At 46.3% G+C, this 18,450-nt stretch carries 17 protein-coding genes and 1 pseudogene; 7 read left to right on the forward strand and 11 right to left on the reverse strand.

Translation table 11 applies throughout. The features are described from left to right. Together ACQ4M5_RS40550 and ACQ4M5_RS40555 are read right to left on the reverse strand one after the other, a co-directional pair. Positions 1-1,114: pseudogene (locus ACQ4M5_RS40550) on the reverse strand (hypothetical protein); the annotation flags it as partial. 674 nt (positions 1,115-1,788) lie between these two features. Continuing rightward, positions 1,789-3,399 carry a helix-turn-helix domain-containing protein gene (locus tag ACQ4M5_RS40555; RefSeq protein ID WP_430681477.1) on the reverse strand — a complete coding sequence of 537 codons (1,611 nt, stop codon included), beginning with the start codon at positions 3,397-3,399 and terminating at the stop codon, positions 1,789-1,791. A gap of 235 nt (positions 3,400-3,634) precedes the next feature. On the opposite strand from ACQ4M5_RS40555, the gene ACQ4M5_RS40560 reads away from it, so the two are divergent. Beyond that, positions 3,635-4,006, forward strand: coding sequence for a DUF6788 family protein (locus ACQ4M5_RS40560; protein WP_430681478.1), 372 nt, complete (start codon positions 3,635-3,637; stop codon positions 4,004-4,006). Positions 4,007-4,065: 59 nt separating this feature from the next. Continuing rightward, complete coding sequence (locus ACQ4M5_RS40565) at positions 4,066-5,133, forward strand: PDDEXK nuclease domain-containing protein (protein ID WP_430681479.1); 1,068 nt, start codon at positions 4,066-4,068, stop codon at positions 5,131-5,133. Between the two features lie 273 nt (positions 5,134-5,406). Here ACQ4M5_RS40565 and ACQ4M5_RS40570 read toward each other — a convergent pair whose 3' ends face one another. The 7 genes from ACQ4M5_RS40570 to hsdR form a co-directional block, all read right to left on the reverse strand. Then, on the reverse strand, positions 5,407-7,152 hold the full coding sequence (locus ACQ4M5_RS40570; protein ID WP_430681480.1) for a restriction endonuclease subunit S: 1,746 nt from the start codon (positions 7,150-7,152) through the stop codon (positions 5,407-5,409). After that, positions 7,149-7,490, reverse strand: a complete 342-nt coding sequence (locus tag ACQ4M5_RS40575; RefSeq protein WP_430681481.1) for a HepT-like ribonuclease domain-containing protein — start codon at positions 7,488-7,490, stop codon at positions 7,149-7,151. Before ACQ4M5_RS40575 ends, ACQ4M5_RS40570 begins: the two co-directional genes overlap by 4 nt. Beyond that, a complete protein-coding gene (locus tag ACQ4M5_RS40580; RefSeq protein ID WP_430681482.1) occupies positions 7,487-7,795 on the reverse strand; it encodes a nucleotidyltransferase family protein in 309 nt (102 codons plus the stop codon). The genes ACQ4M5_RS40575 and ACQ4M5_RS40580 overlap by 4 nt, the downstream gene beginning before the upstream one ends. Next, a complete protein-coding gene (locus ACQ4M5_RS40585; protein ID WP_430681483.1) occupies positions 7,795-7,983 on the reverse strand; it encodes a hypothetical protein in 189 nt (62 codons plus the stop codon). The genes ACQ4M5_RS40580 and ACQ4M5_RS40585 overlap by 1 nt, the downstream gene beginning before the upstream one ends. After that, a complete protein-coding gene (locus ACQ4M5_RS40590) occupies positions 7,976-8,548 on the reverse strand; it encodes an AAA family ATPase (RefSeq protein WP_430681484.1) in 573 nt (190 codons plus the stop codon). The genes ACQ4M5_RS40585 and ACQ4M5_RS40590 overlap by 8 nt, the downstream gene beginning before the upstream one ends. 4 nt (positions 8,549-8,552) lie before the next feature. Beyond that, the gene (locus ACQ4M5_RS40595; RefSeq protein WP_430681485.1) at positions 8,553-9,995 is read right to left on the reverse strand and encodes an N-6 DNA methylase; all 1,443 of its coding nucleotides are present in this window, start codon (positions 9,993-9,995) and stop codon (positions 8,553-8,555) included. Between the two features lie 65 nt (positions 9,996-10,060). Continuing rightward, complete coding sequence (hsdR, locus tag ACQ4M5_RS40600) at positions 10,061-12,397, reverse strand: EcoAI/FtnUII family type I restriction enzme subunit R (protein ID WP_430681486.1); 2,337 nt, start codon at positions 12,395-12,397, stop codon at positions 10,061-10,063. A gap of 392 nt (positions 12,398-12,789) precedes the next feature. On the opposite strand from hsdR, the gene ACQ4M5_RS40605 reads away from it, so the two are divergent. From ACQ4M5_RS40605 to ACQ4M5_RS40625, 5 genes are all read left to right on the forward strand, one after another. Next, complete coding sequence (locus ACQ4M5_RS40605) at positions 12,790-13,029, forward strand: helix-turn-helix transcriptional regulator (RefSeq protein ID WP_430681487.1); 240 nt, start codon at positions 12,790-12,792, stop codon at positions 13,027-13,029. A 179-nt stretch (positions 13,030-13,208) separates the two neighbouring features. Next, positions 13,209-13,709, forward strand: a complete 501-nt coding sequence (locus ACQ4M5_RS40610; protein ID WP_430681488.1) for a hypothetical protein — start codon at positions 13,209-13,211, stop codon at positions 13,707-13,709. 26 nt (positions 13,710-13,735) lie between these two features. Further along, positions 13,736-14,191 (forward strand): hypothetical protein, encoded by a 456-nt coding sequence (locus ACQ4M5_RS40615; protein ID WP_430681489.1) that lies wholly within the window; start codon positions 13,736-13,738, stop codon positions 14,189-14,191. 141 nt (positions 14,192-14,332) lie between these two features. Next, complete coding sequence (locus tag ACQ4M5_RS40620) at positions 14,333-15,553, forward strand: saccharopine dehydrogenase family protein (RefSeq protein WP_430681490.1); 1,221 nt, start codon at positions 14,333-14,335, stop codon at positions 15,551-15,553. Between the two features lie 42 nt (positions 15,554-15,595). Beyond that, a complete protein-coding gene (locus tag ACQ4M5_RS40625; protein ID WP_430681491.1) occupies positions 15,596-15,868 on the forward strand; it encodes a Precorrin-3B methylase in 273 nt (90 codons plus the stop codon). A 119-nt stretch (positions 15,869-15,987) separates the two neighbouring features. Here the strand turns inward: ACQ4M5_RS40625 and ACQ4M5_RS40630 are convergent, their stop codons facing one another. Both ACQ4M5_RS40630 and ACQ4M5_RS40635 read right to left on the reverse strand, forming a co-directional pair. After that, positions 15,988-17,169 carry a ParB/RepB/Spo0J family partition protein gene (locus tag ACQ4M5_RS40630; protein ID WP_430681492.1) on the reverse strand — a complete coding sequence of 394 codons (1,182 nt, stop codon included), beginning with the start codon at positions 17,167-17,169 and terminating at the stop codon, positions 15,988-15,990. 1 nt (position 17,170) lies between these two features. Continuing rightward, complete coding sequence (locus ACQ4M5_RS40635) at positions 17,171-18,052, reverse strand: ParA family protein (RefSeq protein WP_430681493.1); 882 nt, start codon at positions 18,050-18,052, stop codon at positions 17,171-17,173. Positions 18,053-18,450 lie beyond the last annotated feature (398 nt).

Here is an 18,450-nt window from a genome sequence, read left to right on the forward strand (position 1 = left end):
CGATCGCACTTCTAATTCGATCTCGTGCAGATTCCAATTGTTGTTGATTCCATGATGGAGACTGATCGATCGCACTCTCTAACTCCTCAGACTTTGCCTTAAATTTTCCTTTCTGATCTCCGTAATGGAAATAGTGGCTTGATTCAATACATCTCGCCCATTCTTCGGCTCGATGTTCAATTTCATGCTGATGCCGACACCAATCGGTGTAGCCTGGAAGCGATCGAGCAACCCGTACAATCTCATGAACAAGCAATGATCCAGTTAATGGATTCCCACCCGAAATCACATGATGAAACACATACGATCGCATTGCAATCCGACCAAGCAATCGATTTGTCTGCCCAAATCCTGTCCAGCCAATCTCAATTTCCGCGTTCAGATCATTGAGATATTTATCTGCTTTACCAGAGAGACAAAAAGAACGACGCTTAAACTGTTTTAGAACTTGTTTGATTGTTTGGGTATTTAGTGTATTTCGCGATCGCACTTGATTCCAATGCTGTACGAATGTGCTTCGACTGCTCCAGATGGGCTGAAAATCTTGATTGAGCAGATATGAACCAATTTGCAGCGGCAGTCGATGAGCATTGAAAAGACTAAATGATTGATCATTCCGGTAAGGTTTGGGATTCGGGAAAACTTCAAGCTGCCCGGGTGTAAGTTTGAATCCTGCATTTTCTAGCAGAGTTGTAATCGCGATCGAGACTTGCCAAGAGCTTTGAGGCTCCTCAAAAGGAAGGTAAAGATGTAACCCACTGCTGTAGCTCGATGTGCAAACAACGTAACTGACAAGATTCAGCGGCTCTAACGCTTCCGTGATGCGCTGGATTGCAAAGGGGTCGTGCCGTGGGTGATATAGGCTTTCTCTGTCGATATCTAGCAACCCGTAGCTTGTTTTAGAGCCGAAGCGGACACCGTATAGATAAGAGCCTTGATTAATCTGTCGATCGCTGAGCGGATAGCGGCGCTCGGTCTGCCACTCAACCGTTTCCTGTGGATGGGTATGTTCTGCCCAAATAAAGTCATAACGATGTGGGAACAGTGCCAGAAAGTCATCTTCAGGCAGTTGATCGATTTGAGGTGAGAAAAGGTTAGTTGCGAATTGTGACATTCAAACCCGATCGGTGTAGTTCGCTCTGTTAGCGACCAAACCCTATCAAGGCTGAGTGACTTCGAGTTGTGACCTTGAGCGATCAATCTGATCAAGATGATCAGCACCGTGACCCTCACTGAAATGCAAGCTACACAATGGTTTACAGCTTTTCAAAGTGACGTTCATCTAACCTAACGAGACTCTTTATCTAGGGTGAACGGTGTTGTTATCCAAGGTGAACGGCGTTTTGCGCTGAAATCGAGTGACCTTCATTTATAGTGCGGGAGTAAAAACCGTTAGATCTGTGACTTTCATCTAAGCTGAAAGAGATTTTTCTCAAGGGTGTGACCCTGAAAACGCTTCTTTGATGTGCGATCGCTGTGACGTTTATCGAAGGTGAGCGCAAATCTATGGCTACATTTGTGACGTTCATCCAAGGTTGAAGAACAAAGTACGACGGGTGCGAACCGTGTAAATCAGCTTCGTTTTTGTGACGTTCATTTAGGGTAAAAGGAACTATTTGGGAAAATTGTGACGTTACGCTTAGTGACGTTCATTCGGGGTAAAAGGGCTTTATTTAAAGCTTGGCGATGTGACGTTCATCTAGGGTAACGGGGAATCGCTGTAGACTGTGACCCTAGCGCTTGTGACGTTCATCTAGGGTAAAGGGAAACTGTCGAAAGCTGTGACCCTTAACTGAGCAATCGAATCAGTTTTTCCTGGTACTTCGGCTGAATTTTTCGCTTTCCAGCTTCGATCATCTTGACCCAACTTTCTGTTCGTTCCATCGCATCAGCTAACTCAACTTGAGTCATACCTTTCGCCAGACGAAGCTGCTTGAGTTGCATTCCTGACTCGATCGCAAGTAAAGGCGGCTTCTCGATCGACGACTGTGGAGCATCGCTAGAGGCTACGTTGAGAGCGCGTCGCTTCGGTTCCACTTTGGAATAAAGTCTTCGTGCCTCGTCGATTTCATCTAATTTCTCTGCAACGACTTCAGGCGGTTGAATCCAAACTTTACTAGCTAGAAGCTGATCGAACTGACCTCGCATTCGCTTTGTTTTGTCGGTTAGACGCGCTCCGGCTTCTTGGGTGGCATCTTTTGCCCAAAATGCTGCGGCTTGCTCTGGATCGTCTGGAATTTGAGCAAGTAGCCCTGATTCAGACGTGTCTATCCAGTACTGAATCGGATAAGTCTCGACATCGCGAGTAATCTTCCAACCTTTCTCGATCAACACCTTGAGCGAAGTGAGCCACGATCGCACAACTTTTGCACGATCGCGGTAATTGGACTTTGCAAGTTGTAGAGTTTTTTCGCCAAACGCGACCTTCATCAATGCTTCTACAGTCATTGGACTATGGCGATTGATCTTGGTTTTGAACAGTAACCAAGTCATCAATCGTGCAGCACCCTCGTAGTGATGCCAAGTACTCATGAGGTCTTGTAGAATCTGCTGCGACAAAATGCCGTATTCGTAATATCCCTCGCGATTCCGCCGCATTTCTTCATTTAGGAAGTACTTCGCCCAGTTGCCACAGCGAATACTAAGGGTAAAGCCGACTAGCATTTGTTCTCCGACATGATCGCCGGACTCATCCTGTAAACACTCCTGAAAGTGCAGCATCGGTTCTGCAATCTCCCAAAGCCAGGTGCGACTCACTGTAAAACTCTGAATTCGCCCCTGGTCGGGATATGAAACATATACGAGGAGATGGCAAGGTTGTTTTGCTAACTCCAACATCAATTGCAGCTTTTCTTGGCGGTTGAGATTCTTGTTTTTATCAAGTCCGAGATACCGTTCTAATTGACGATCGTTTAAAACAAACTGCTGCTCCCACGGTCGATCGAGCTGGGTCGCGTGGGCTGAATAAATCAAGTGCATACAGGCAGCACGAATATCGAACTGTTCGATCAAGGCAAGCGCAGCTTCACTTTCGAGAACCGATGGATACTTCGAGAACAAATCTTGTGTAAGCCAGAACGATAAAAATCCTTTTCCTTTAGCAATCAGGCTTTCGTAGCACAGTCCATCTTCTGAATCTGCCCATTGCAAGTCTTTGCGCTGTGTCAGGATGTTTGCTCCTTCCCAAATGAGCCGACTCGATGCCATACGGTGAATCGACTCTCCAGGAAAGAGATCAGAACTTGTCGCTGGGCGGGGAACAGTGCGGGAGCGTTTACGGGGCTGTTTGACAGGCTTAGAATCGGCTGGCTGAGTAGGAGTCACCTTGGGTTTGGCAGGAGTGACCTGATTTGCGTGAGTATCCGTTTCTGTGGTTCGCTTTGTGGATTTTCTAGGCATGAGAATTGGCGAAGGACTTGTAGCAATGCGATTGGTACTGTTCGATCTCAATGTCACTCGGATTTTAGTAGTTCAGCGCAGTTTTCGCAAAATCATTGAGGGCGGAGAGTAAAATTTCTTGTGTAATAGACCGCCATTACACAAGAAGATGAAATAGCCCTAGCGCTACATTTCAAGCAGGATAAGCCTTAGAGGTGCGTTTGAACTACTTGTTTTTAGTGCATTTTCTTGTGTAATGACAGATAGAATAAAACTAAGAATTACACAAGACATCATGCCGCGTCGATCGTCGATCGCTTCTCTTCAAGCTTCTATTAATCGCCTCACTCCAGATGAACAGCAGCAACTCTACAGATGGTTGGGCAAGCGATTACAGGAAAATACAATGATTGCGGCTGATGTTGCTGAAAACAGCATTGAGACGCGCAACTATCAAGGTAAAACTTATGTATTGCAGAAACGGCGATGCGGTAAGATAAGTTGCCCCTGTATGGAGGGTGAAATCTCAGAAGTTGGACATGGACCATACTGGTATGCGTACTGGCATGAGCAGGGAAGAACAAAGAATAAATACATTGGAAAGCGCCCACCGTGGCAGAACGATTGAGAGCATTCCTACCACTTTTTAGAATTCTGTGATTAACCCACGATCGAACATTTGCCATCATGTCTCAGCAAACCTCGCTTTTCTCGGATAACTATGATGAGTTTTTCCGCAATCTGAAGGAAAGAATTCGAGCGACTCAGGTAAAGGCGGCGCTGGCAGTGAATCAGGAATTGGTGCTGCTCTATTGGCAAATTGGGCAAGAGATTCTCATGCGGCAGCGGCAAGAAGGTTGGGGGACTAAAGTGATCGAACGGCTAGCGAAGGATTTGCGCTTGGAATTTCCAGGGATGACGGGGTTCTCACGCACGAATTTGACGTATATGAGGGCGTTTGCTGAGGCTTATCCGGATGAGCAAATTATCCACCAGCTTGGTGGACAAATTCCTTGGAAGCATAACTGCGCGATTCTCGATAAGGTGAAAGACCCGACTCAGCGGGTTTGGTACATTCAAAAGACCATCGAGAATAGCTGGAGCCGGAGTGTTCTGGTTCATCAGATTGATACTGATCTTTTTAGTCGCCAGGGGGGTGCAATTACGAATTTTGAGGCGGTCTTGCCTGCGCCTCAATCTGAACTGGCTCAGAGTTTGTTGAAGTCTGAGTACAATCTGGATTTTCTGAATCTGCACGAGAAAACGCTTGAGCGAGATTTGGAGCGTGCCCTGCTCGAACATATTCAGAAGTTTTTACTTGAGCTTGGGGTGGGCTTTGCGTTTGTGGGAAGTCAATATCGACTTGAGGTAGAGGGGGATGAATTTTTTGCGGATTTGTTGTTTTATCACCTGGGATTGAGTTGCTTTGTGGTGATTGAACTGAAAACGACTGATTTTAAGCCAGAGTATTCTGGACAGATTAATTTCTATGTGAATGTGATTGATGATAAGCTGCGTCGTCCGCATGATCAGCCGACGATCGGGATTATTTTGTGTCGTTCTAAGAAGAAGTCTGTGGTTGAGTATGCGCTGCGGGGAATGACGCAACCGATTAGCGTTTCGACGTACCGGACGACGGCTGCACTACCAGATAAGTTTAAGACACAGCTTCCATCGATCGAGGATTTACAACAACAAATCGAAGCGATCGCTTCCGAGGTTGAGAAATTAGAGCCGGATGCTGGTGTGGAATAGCGATCGACAGCCATAGAACTGTCTAATTTGTCGAAGCGTTTTCTTGTGTAAAAAAGCTATTATTTCTCCCTTTATTACACAAGAAACTTTTGGAACTGATTGGAGAAGCGATCGACATCAAACAAAGGACTATGCTGAAGTGCGATCGAGCCTGTAAGCAAGATGAGCGCTAACTGAGTTCTTGTGTAATAAATTCCAAAATAACAATCATATTACACAAGAAATTTGATTTCCGCTTTAGCGACGATTGTTCATTTGGTTCTCATCAGATCATTAACCTGCATTCAGAATGTTGTGAATCGCGATCGACGTTAAGCGATCTTCAGCCTGACTCGATGTTCTCAGTTTCTCTTCCAACTCATCGCAAAGCATCATCAACTGGTGAACTCTACCGATAATGCGTTTCTGTTCTTTGGCTGGCGGTACTGGGAAAGGACAATTGCGGAGTTGTGTCATATTGATGGATGCAAGATTAGTTGTTTTTTTCGCTGCTGTCTCGAAGTATTGTCTACCAATCGGTGAGTTAGTGAACAATACAGCCCATTCTGGAGATATACCACTGTTAAAGAATCTTGCTCGAAATACATGATTCTGATGAATACAATCACTTATCTCATCTCGCCAAATTGCTGACCTACCTAACTTATCCCAATCTCCTCCTTCGGTTAATAGTACGTCACCTTTCTGCAAGCGATACTTTTCTAGCTCTTCTACAGGAATTTCGATTTCTTTGATAGTTATCAGATCCAAAAATCCGCGCTGAACATTGGCAACTCTGAGGTAAGGATAAAATGCAGTTTCTCTACCTATTAGTTTTCTTCCCTTAGTAACACCACTAGCAAGCTCTGAAATTTCGCCAAATCGTGCCCAAGCCCATCCCGTAGGTGAATTAAATAATATTTCTTCTGGTTCAATTGCTGGTTGAGGAACTAATTTCTTGAGCTTACCTTCATCAGATAGCCGTTTCTTCTCAAGTAGCACTCTCTCAACTAATATCGAGGCTGGCTCGTCATCAAAATCTTGAGAAACAAGCTTTCCTTGTACTGCTAACTGTAAGATCGATCGACGAAGTGCCCCAACATTCTCAAGAAGACTGTAGAGCGAATCGAAGCGATCGAGAATTTTCCCCCAGTAATACGCGAATTCATCGGCATCTTCAGCAGCAAGCAGATGAGCAAGAGCGCGATCGTTGAGTTGAACGGTGTGCGATCGACTTTGTTTTTGTCGTTGATCTAACTCATCACAGAGCTTCATCAGTTGGTCTACTTTGTTAACAATTCGCTTTTGCTCTTCGATTGGCGGTAAGGGAGTAGGTAAGCAGCGAATCTGATCGCGTGTAATATTCTTCATCGAGTCACTCGTACCCGTTCCTTGCTTCGCATAATATTCTCTTGCTGAGATACTGTTGTTGTACAGATTGAAAAATCTTTTATTCAGCAGTTTTGAGAAATTAACGCGAAGAGTCTTATCGCTAATTAGTAAACGAGTTGAAGTACTCTCAACAACAACACTTTTCCCTACTAATTGGCTAGTGTTTGCTCTAGACATTAGAAAGTCGCCTAGCTTCACTTCGTACTCTAGTCTCGGCTCAATATTTGATGGCAAAGCCTTGTTCTGATGTGGATCAAATCTGTCCCATGAGACTGCACTAATTTTCAGAACACCCCATTCATGATTATCTTTCGGACGCTTTTCACACAGAGGGCTAGTTCCTGCTTCAATACTGGTAACAATTTCTCCAAATCTTACCCATAGCCAGTTTTTTGGTACTTCATAAGGTATTTCAGTAAAATCCAGAGGCAGTAAAGGTCTAGATTTAGTAATCGCTCCAATTTTAGTTAGATGTTGCTTCTCAGCCTGTACATTCTCTAATAAAACTTTCGCTGGTTCATCTTCTGGATTTTGCGAAACCAGCTTTCCCTGAACAGCTAACTGCAAAATCAACTCCCGCAACTTCTGCACTCCACTGGACGCATCCGCCAGCACCCTAAAACTCTCAAAAAACGCCACTACACTCATCCGTCCCAAAACTCCTGCGAAATCAACTCAATCACCGTCTTCAACTCTGGCAAGTAATTCTCAACCACGTTCCAAACAATATCAAGATCAACATCGAGATATTGATGCGCTAAAAAATTTCTAAAGTCTACAATTCTGCGCCATTCTATTTCCGGGTGTGCTACTTTCCACTCATCTGGCAACCTCTGTGTAGACTCACCGATGATCTCTAAATTACGAATCACTGCATCTTGTGTCTTTGCATCTGCCAAAAATGCCACTTTTCCCTCTGCCGTATAAGCTTCGACCTTATCAATGCAGTCTCGAATGTGAATCAGATAAACTCGGCTATTCTTCATAGTGGCTTCGCTTCCTGTAACACTCGATCGCGAATCAAAGGATGCAACGTTTTCTCTGTCACTACATCCACTTTGCGATTCAACAATGCTTCCAATTCATGAATCAATCCCATCGGAAACCAAGCACTCAACGTCTCACCCAAATCCACTAACAAATCGATATCACTTTCTGCGATCGCTTCTCCACGCACAACAGAGCCAAACACCCGAACATTCCTCGCTCCATGCCGTTCTGCAACCTCCAGAATCTTGTCTCTCTGAACCTGCAAAATCTTTTCTACTTCTATTGATGTTTGAGTTTTCATCACTTCATCTCCTTTGACTCTGGTTGCAAGGGTGGAATCTGATCCGCTTCCAAAATCACCACCTTTCCATCTCGCCAAACCGCGATCGATTCTCCTAACCGTCGATGCCGCTCGATCGCTTGTGCGATCGCCACCTTCACCCCGTCACGAATCTTCTGATTAATTGCCCGACTCTCATCCTCAGTCATATATTCCCCTCGTGATCTGATTCCAAGTTTCTTGATCATAAATATCAAAAGACTGTCCAATCACTTTTTCAGCAATCAATCGATATCCTGGTTCTGCATTATCGAGAACCTGCCAAAAATCGCATAAGGGCAAATACAACTCAATCAGATTGATTCGTCCTCGATCGTATCGTCTCCGAATTACGTCTTCTGGAATCGAATGTCCTCCACTCGCCACCCGTTGCGCCACCCGTTCCACAGCCAAATCTGCACTCGGCAACCAGAAATGCAGAAGACTAACTTGATAGCCTTTGTCTTTACACGATCGTAGAAATGGCGCAAAAGTCCGAGCCGCTAAAGTCGTTTCAAACGCAAAATCCGCCCCCGCTGCTGATAACTCATTCAACCGTTCCAGCATTAATCGCCCTGCTTGAATCGCCATCGACTCAGGATTGAGCGGAGACAGCCCCGACGCAATTGCATCCGCATTCACAAACTCAATCACCCCCAACGCTGGCAAAATCGTCAGCGCGGAAGTCGTCTTCCCCGACCCATTCGCCCCACCAATCACATACACCACAGGCATCCGTTCAGCGCTCCCCTTCACCCAATGCCAACATCAATTCCCGCTTCAACTTGTCCCGCGTCTCTTGCACTGCCGCAGACAGCAAATCATTCTCCCGCAGCATCTCATCTAAATCGCCCTGTTCTGCATCCGGCTGATGTGGATTCTTGATATCCAAGTTGTAGTTGTTCGCCCGAATTTGCTCGATCGACACTCGCCACGCAAATTCATTCTCGACTCGATCGTTCCACCAAGCCTTTTCTGGCTCAAACTCCTCGATCCGAATCGGCTTCGTTTTCGAGTACGACTTATATCCCGCTGGATAAGGATGCTCGTAATACCAAATCTCTTGGGTCGGGTCGCCTTTAGTGAAAAATAACAGATTCGTTTTAATCGAGGTATACGGATTAAACACCCCATTCGGCAACCGCACGATCGTATGTAAATTGCATTCTTCCAGCAGTTTCTCTTTAATCCGCGTCTTCACCCCTTCCCCAAACAATGTGCCATCCGGCAGCACGATCGCGGCTCGTCCCCCATCGCGCAACAAGTTCATAATCAACACCAAAAACAAATCCGCCGTTTCCCGCGTTCTCAAGGTTGCCGGAAAATTCGCCTCGATTCCATCCTCTTCGATGCCTCCAAATGGCGGATTGGTCAAAATCACATCAACCCGCTCTTTCGGCGCATAATCCCGCAGCGGTCGCGCCAGTGTATTATCATGCCGCACTGGAGGAATATCGACCCCATGCAGCAACAGATTTGTCATACACAACAAATGCGGCAATGGTTTTTTCTCGACTCCTGCGATCGATCGTTGCAGTTTGCGCTCATCTGCCCCCGTTTGTACCAATTTCCGCATCTGCTCTAACGCGCACACCAAAAAGCCACCCGTTCCACAAGCTGGATCGAGCACTCGCTCATGCAGTTGTGGATCAACCATTTCCACCATGAATTGCGTGACCGCTCTCGGTGTGTAATACTCGCCCGCGTTTCCAGCGTTCTGCAAGTCCCGCAAAATCTTCTCGTAGATGTCTCCAAACAGGTGCTTATCCTTCGAGTCGTTAAAGTCAATCTCATTAATCTTGTTGATCACCTGTCTCAGAAGCGTGCCATTTTTCATGTAGTTGTAGGCATCTTCAAACACATCGCCGACCATCTTCGCCCGTAAATCTGCGCCTGCCTCCTGAGCGAGTTGCTTCAGCGTTCTAAACAGCTTTTGATCAACAAATTCCAGCAGCGGCTCTCCGGTAATTCCTTCTTTATCGGCTGCCCAATTGCGCCAGCGTAACGGCTCTGGAATGGGCGATCGATAATCGTCTTCGAGTTCATATTCTTGTTCTCGATCGTCAAAGATCTTCAGAAACAGCATCCAGACCAATTGACTGATCCGTTGAGCATCGCCATCGACACCTGCATCTTTTCGCATGATGTCCTGAATCGCCTTAACCGTCGTGCTGATCGCCATCGCCTATTGCCTGGGAGAAACTCAAGCGTTATTTATACTACGTTTCTGCTCCTCACAATCTATCTTTAAGCCTGACGATATAATTCCGCCTGAAGCTCACTCAATGCTTTGAGATAATCCTGCTTGCTGCCAAACAGTTTGATAATCTCTAGCGGCGTTCCTAATTGATTAATCGGCTGCACCTTCAACACGCTCAAATCTTCGATCGCACTCACGCCCCCATCCGCATATTTATCCAACAGCGCATCGAGAACGATCCGAGCGCGATCGCTATATCGACTAAAGTAATCGCGTTTGCGAACCTGTTCCGCCCGTTCTCGACGACTTAGAGGCGGCTGATCAAACGCCACATGACAAATCAGATCAAACGGATCGAAATCCTGCCCGACTTCTTCTGCTAGGGCTTCGAGTAAAATCCCTTGCGATCGCAGTTCTTGTACGATCGCTTGTTTCTGGTCGGTCTTATTCCATCGCGTCAAAAACGCATCCAGTGACGCAAACGATCGCGTTACCGTTTTCCGGGTGAAATCCTTGAGCGATTCTGTCACCAGTACACCACCGGGACCGTAATACTCAACCCGTTCCGCAATTACTTCGACTTCGACATCCTGCACATAATATTTTCTGCGCCGCCCCTGCCGCCCTTCGTCCAAAATTACGACTTCTTCTGGCTCTCCGATTTCCTCGTCTTCTGGCGGTAGCATTGGCTGATCACCTTCGGGCTGATAAATCTGCACAGGCGGACTATCAAACTCATCATCGCGAAAGAGTTCTGTCGCTTTGCGAAAATCGATAATCGTGAAAAACAGCTTGCCGTGATCCTCATCGATTCGAGTACCGCGCCCGATGATTTGCTTAAACTCGGTCATCGACTGAATCCGCTGATCCAGCACAATCAGCTTACAAGTCTTGGCATCAACACCTGTCGTCATCAGTTTGGAAGTGGTTGCAATCACCGGATAACGACTCTCAGGATCAATAAAATTATCGAGTTCTAATTTACCTTCTCGATCGTCGCCGGTAATCCGCATAATGTATTTGCGATTTTCTGCCACCAAATCCGCGCTCTGATTCACCAACGCCCGTCGCATCCGTTCTGCGTGATCAATGTCTTCACAAAACACGATCGTCTTGGCATACCGATCGCCACTCTCGCGGAGAAACTGCGCGATTCGTTCAGCGACTCGTTCGGTTCGTTTTTCTAACACCAACGTGCGATCGTAATCCTGCACGTTATAGTCCCGCGCCTCGATCGTTCGTCCATATTTATCAATCTGTCCGGTCTGCGGTCGCCATCCTTCCAAATCTTTATCCAAGTCCACCCGAATCACTTTGAATGGAGCAAGAAACCCATCTTCGATGCCCTGACGCAGTGAATACACAAACACAGGCTCACCGAAATAATCGATATTCGAGATTTCCTTCGTTTCCTTTGGCGTTGCCGTTAATCCGATCTGTGTTGCTGATGTGAAATACTCTAAAATCTCCCGCCATGCCGAATCCGCCGCTGCACTTCCCCGATGGCACTCATCCACCACAATCAAATCAAAGAAATCCGGCGAAAACTGCTTGTAAATATTCTGCGTTTCCTCGCTTCCAGAAACCGCTTGATACAGCGACAAATAAATCTCATAAGACGTATCAATCTGCCGCTTCGTAATCTTTGTCATCGCGCTTCCAAACGGCTTGAAGTCGTTTGTTTTAGTTTGATCCACCAAGATATTACGATCCGCCAAAAACAGAATTCGTCGCTTGGTTTTCGACTTCCACAATCGCCAAATAATCTGAAATGCGGTGAAGGTTTTCCCGGTTCCCGTCGCCATTACAAGCAAAATCCGCTGCTGTCCTTTCGCGATCGCTTCGATCGTGGCATTGATCGCCGTTCGCTGATAGTACCGTGGCTCTTTGCCTGTTCCATCTGAGTAGTAACTCTGTGTCACGATCGGTTCAATCTCGACACCAATCCCTTTCCAACGGCAATATTGCTGCCAAAGCTGTTCCGGCGACGGAAACTGATCAAGTAAAAGTTCTTGTTCAATCTGCCCGGATGCCAGAGTGCGATCGTGCATCAAGAACGCATCGCCATTCGAGCTAAACACAAACGGCACACCAAGCATCTCTGCATATTTAAGCGCCTGCTGCATTCCATCCCCCACACCATGCCGATTATCTTTCGCTTCGATAATCGCGATCGGCAAGTTCGGCTTGTGATAAAGAATGTAATCCGCCCGTTTCGATTCGCCTCGGCTCACCAGTTTCCCACGCACAATCACGCGCCCTTGTGTAAAGGTGACTTCTTCACGCACCTGAGTCAGAATATTCCACCCCGATCGCTCTAGAGCAGGAGTAATAAATTTTGTACAAATATCCCGTTCGCTCAGATCCTGTTTATTGAAGGTCATTGGCTGACATCCTCACCGTGATTCGCTATTCCTAATGTCCCCGTTCTGCTAACAGGATAACAATTGCTACAAATAGGTGAGAAGAATTACTGAAGCTTCAGATTTTTCACCTTCATCAACGCCAAAACAGACAGCAACTTTTATCGATCGTTTTTCTAATATCAAATCGCATTGATCTTTTGAAACTGATCTTCTTTAAAAAAACAAGCTCTTGAATACGACTTTCTTGGAAATTTGCCGACTTAGCAGGATGATCCGCCCTTAGCGGAAATAGTAGAAAAAAACTGGAATAATCTGGTGGATCAACCCCAAACCCGTTGCAGTTCGCCACAAATGCGCGTTTTCCACAAAAAGTGAGTTATTCTAACGATACGTCTCTCACATCCTGGGCTATGAGTTTGTCTGTATCCCCTTCCTCTCTGACGTTCGCTCAATGGCTGCTATTGAAGCGCCGCCAAGCTGGGCTGCGTCAAAAGGATATAGCTGATGCGATCGGTAGAAGTCACAAAACAATTAGCTCATGGGAAACTGGAGATGCAGTGCCACGCCTCACGCCGAAAGAGATGCAGATTCTCTGCCAAACTCTGAACTGTACGCTCGACGAGTTGGCAGGGTATGATACCGCAGCATAGAGACACCGCTAAAGCTCTCTACTCAAGCTTTCAAATACCGTTATTTTGTAGAAGCGATCGCAACAAGTGTTGGATCGAAATCATTGTTGCTGGCGACTAAAAAGCGATCGTTCCTGATTGATGTGATCCCCATGATCGCGAAGGGAATGCTTGAAATAACGCATTCACCGACATAACCAATGAAAATTTGGAAATCTCTATTGCTTAGTGTTGCAGCGACTACTATCTTTCTGCCAACTGTAAAATCCGTTGAGGCATCAACAGCACTGCCGATGACGATTGCGACAGGTGAAGGACAGTTCAGCATGACGGTTCCAGACACCAACACTACGAAATCTGCTTATGGTGGTCGCCTGCGTGTCTATGATGTTCACATTGCCAAAATGTTTGAGGTGACACACTGGATGTGTTCATCAGGACGGCTCTCTCCTGGAACAACTTGGACATACAGGGCAGACAACGGCTCGATCGAGATGGGAGAGTTTCAGATCAGTTGCGCCCTTGCAAGCGATATTGCAACCGCATACGGACTGGGGAAATCTGAATCAACCGCAGTGCTGGTGTCTTATGAAGAAGCGGGTCGTGCAACTAGAACTTGGAACATTCCCATCCTGAACATTACAGGTGGAAAAGTCGATCGTTGGACGCGATTTACGAGCAACTTCAAACCAGTTCGCTAGGTTCAGATATAGAGATGACGGATGCAATGAAAGCTAATAAGATGAGTGCTTATTTTCGGTGGAGTAGTATTGGCGCGATCGCGGGAATATTTTTCGGAAGTGCTGCGATCGCTGTCCCCATTCCTGACCGAAACGGGGATTACACCCGAAGCAACGCGATCGGACATTTGGGCTGGCGCGTGATTGATCCAGATGAAAATGGCTTAAATTGCCGGATGGCTAAACGGTTCCAGCACACCGATTACGCCAGCGCGAATGCTCCGGATGCGCTGTATGACAACTTTGTGCATAACATTGGCGAATGGTCAGTTGTTGCCAGATTCGCGACTGGAGAAATGCTTCAGGCACAGACTGCCCATGTGAAAAATCCAAATTTTCTCATTGATCGGCAGGGGAAAGCATGGATGGCAGTTTTGCCACAAAGAGGACAATCAAGTATGTGCTTCGTTCGTTCTAATCGGCGGTTTATCCGACCGTTTTAGTAAAACTAAGAAATGCGTAGAGAGCGGTGATGCAGTCTCGCTCTCTACGCATTTCAATCAGTAAGACCCGATGAATTAAACATAAAGTGATCCGTTTGCTAGAGTGACAAGTGTGCCTCTTCTGTGAATGGTGTTACTGATATGTCTGAGCGTCTCTATGATGTAATTCTCTACGGTGCAAGTGGGTTTGTCGGTCAACAGACGGTGCAGTATTTTGCCAGTCATGTTTCCAGTCAAACGGTACGGTGGGCGATTGCGGGACGAAATCGGCAAAAATTAGAAGCGGTTAGAGATCAAGCGGGTGTTGCTGTCGATCTACTTGTTGCAGATAGTCAGAATCAATCGGAAATTGATACGATCGTCGCTCAAACACGAGTGATACTCACGACGGCTGGACCCTTTGCACGTTATGGTGATGCGATCGTTGATGCCTGTGTTCGATTCAAAACGCACTATGTAGACATCACCGGAGAAACGCCTTGGGTAAGAAGTTTAATCGATCGCTATCACACAAAGGCGGCAACCGATGGAACGCGAATTATTCCTTGTTGCGGCTTTGATTCTGTTCCGTCTGATCTGGGTGCTTACTTAATGGTTCGACATCTTCAACAAACGTTCGGCACGGATTGTCGTCAAGTCACCGCCTACTATCAAATGGCAGGTGGCTTCAATGGTGGAACCTTGGCATCCGCATTGAATCTCTTCGAGTCACAAGGATTCACAGCGATGAATAATCCATTTCTGCTGAATCCAGACAATTCCCGTACTGAAGCTGAAATCGATCGCAATCGCGACCCGCAAGCACCATCATTTGATTCAGATCTTAATACCTGGATTGCTCCCTTTTTCATGGGACCTGTAAACACTCGCATTGTGCGTCGCAGTCAAGCACTCTATGACGCATGGCAAGCTCCTTATGGAGCCGAGTTTAGCTATCAGGAATATCTCAAGTTCGATGAACCCTTGGCAGGTTTAAAAGCAGCAGGAGTAACAGTAGGCAGTGTTCTGCTTATGAGCGTGCTACAACAACCGCAACTTAGATCGATCGCACAACCAATTCTGCCCCAACCTGGAATGGGTCCCTCTGAGCAAACGATGGATGAAGGCTGGTTTTCTTGTGAACTGATCGGCATTGGTGCAGACGGACGTAAGGTTCGAGGCATGATTCGAGATCAGGGTGATCCTGGTAATCGAGCGACGGTAAAGTTTGTGTGTGAATCCGCATTGTGTTTGGCACTTCAACTCGATGAATTACCAGGCGGTCTGACCAGAGGAGGCGTACTTACTCCAGCGGCTGGCTTGGGTGAAATATTAGCAGAACGCTTACGTCAAGCAGGCATGACCCTAACTGTATATGCTTAACGGTGTGGGCTAGGATTAAACATATGGCATGGTATTGGAAGTATGACAAAAGGGGAACAACCGCTCACTGGAGAGGCACTGATCAAAGAAGTTTGTCGGCAAATTCGCGTGGCTCGAAGCTATTGGGATGCCCACAATAATGCGGCTTGTCGCGGAGAGCGAGAACGTGCCTTAGCGTTGTACAACACCTTGACCAAAGCGCAAAAAGAGCAAATCCCAGAAGCATTACGAGTGTGGTTGCGCTACCGAAGCGAGAAATATTTCGGATCGCACCGCACTGCACCCAAATCAAAGCGCAAGTCGAAGTCAGGTTGAATCGCTCCCGAAGTGTAGGAAGCATAACCTAATGCGATTGTTGTTAGGAATTTTCTGACAATAGACAACTTAGAATGAGTTCTGCTTGAACTCAAGATGCTGCTGAATTTAAACCGACTCTAAGCCGACTTTGACTCTAGAGATTTAAGTCGGTCTGTAACATTCTTAAGCTGTGCTTTCAACGACTTCTGAATTTGCTTCAGGTCTGATTCGCTTAGTTGATCGACCTCGATCGCATCAAGCTGTTTCTGAATCTTCTCGACCGCTTTAGTTGGAGCAGGAGTAGTAGACTGATCCCGCTTTAGCAGTTTTTCCTGAACTAGCCGTTTCACTGCATTCAAAGGAAGATTCTGTTTAACGATCTGTTGAATCACCTGTTGACGAACCTCTATAGCGACCATCTCATCGGTTGAGAGGGTTTCTGCTGTCAGTTTCTTGACTACAAGAATCTTACTGGCTTCGATTCCCCAGGTTCGTACTGCATTTTGGAGATCCTCAGCTAATCCAATTAATGGAAAGACATTACTATTGATTGAAACAGGATTCAGGCTCTTCGAGAGAATCACGGCGAAGACTGCTCGTTCTTCAATACTTCTAAAATCATTCTGCTCTAGCCAAGCTTTCTGATCGAGCAAAGCAGCGTATCGAAGCATATCAAGTTCTTGAATTTTGCCTGTGCGCTTAAATCGTTGAATCGCAGCATTCAACAATCCTGGAATCTCAGAGACGCGATCGCTCAAAGTAGGGCATTCGTGAATGATTAATCGAACTAGCCCATTTGCAAGATCTAAAGGATGGGGCTTTTCTGCTTCAAGACTGGTGGTGAGTTGCTGATCAAATCGGTCGATCGCGGTTTCCTGAGTGGATGAGCGACGAAAAACGGCTTCTAGTTCGCTGTAACTCGCTTCTGGAGCAGAGCGCCAGCGCAGTTCTCCGTCAAAAATTAAGAAAGTTCCATCCTCAAGCGGGGTCAAAATCACCGGAGAAAGTTGCCCTTTATCCCGCAAGCTCTTCGCACGCGCCCGAATTACATGAGGCGGAAAAACGGTTCTCGGTTGATTTGGGTCTGGTTTGATCACATTAATCGAAATGCGATGCGTTCCTCCATCTTCTGCAAGCCGTGCTGTTAACTCATCAATCTTCTGCTGAAGCGCTTCGTCATTTGCTCCCGTCTGGTTATTCTGACGCAACGATGCAATTTCTGCTTCTAGCTCTTCAATGCGATCGTGCAGTTTACCGATCGTTGGCGTTTGCTGATTGAACATTGATGAAACTGCAATTCCTGTTCGTTCTTTTGCCATATCACACCTCAGTCATTAAATCGACAACTGCTTCAACAATCGGCTTGAAATCTTCAACAAACTCGCATCCAGGACGGCTGACGTACAGCGGTACACCGTCCTTGGCAGCGTGTAGATAGTAATCGCAGTATCGAATACCAGAAAGTTGAGCAATTCCATGCTGCTGAAGCTGGTAGGGCAGAGTTTCCTCTGGATCAATGCGCTTGGTTCGTCTGCTAGGTTTAGATAATCGAGATTTAGATGGGCGATCTACTCCTAAGATCTCGCGATGAATCGCTTTGCTCAGATCAACATGAGAAGGGACGCAGCCGATAATCTTAGGTCGAGGACGCAGCCGCAATTCTTCAAGCTTCTCATAATACCAGTAGACTAAGTTCGCCATCGACCAAGTGTCTTTATGTACAGGTTTGACAGCAGCGATTAAGTGAGTTGCAGCAGCTAACATCACCTGCCCCATCGGTTCTAGCGTTGCTGGCGTATCGATCAAAACTAAATCTGCATCAAGCGGATGGTCTTCCAGTCGATCTTTCAATGTGTAGTACTTGCGTGGAGCGCTATAGATATCTGTGAAACTCTCTTCGAGGGGCGCACCGCCCAAGATTGCTGTCACGTTCGGAACCCGATTCTGCCAAAGTGGAATGAGTGGATAACCACCCTTGAAGGTTTTCTTAAAAACGGCTGCCATCGATTTCTCAGAAGAAACAGGCTGCACACCTGCATAAACACAGAGCGAACCGTTATGGTCGAGTTCGATGATCGTCACTTTATAGCCTAATACGCCGATCGCGTAGGCAAGATGAGTGACAAGAGTTGTTTTTCCAGATCCGCCTGCATTGCTCGTTACAGCGAGTCGAATCTGTCTTTGAGCGGGTTTAGGTTTCATAGAAGGATGGATTGAGCAATAATTTTTAGAGAAATTAGTAAATTGTTTGTGTGACCCTAACGTTAGGGTTATGGGATTCAAACTGTTTGGCTAAAGATGACCTTAATGTTAGGGTCACACAAACGGGGTACGGTCGAACGCGAAAAAGCTGTGTGAATAATAGAGGCTGGCTCCTGATCGAGAGATTCAGTTGGCTAGGTCTTTCACCAAGAATCATTAGGTGCTGCAAGCTTGTTGTGCGTTAGTTGGTGGAATCTTATCTTGATTCTGTAGGTGTGAAATGTCAATTACATAGGACAGATTTTTTCATCGAAACTAGAAGCTAGATTTGCAGAAATGAGATTGCAGAAATGAGATCAAAATGAGACAGAGATGACGAGAACAGCAAGCAGCAAAGC

Source organism: Leptolyngbya sp. AN10 (assembly GCF_050565645.1).
In the GTDB taxonomy this organism is placed as follows: Bacteria; Cyanobacteriota; Cyanobacteriia; order Leptolyngbyales; family Leptolyngbyaceae; genus Leptolyngbya.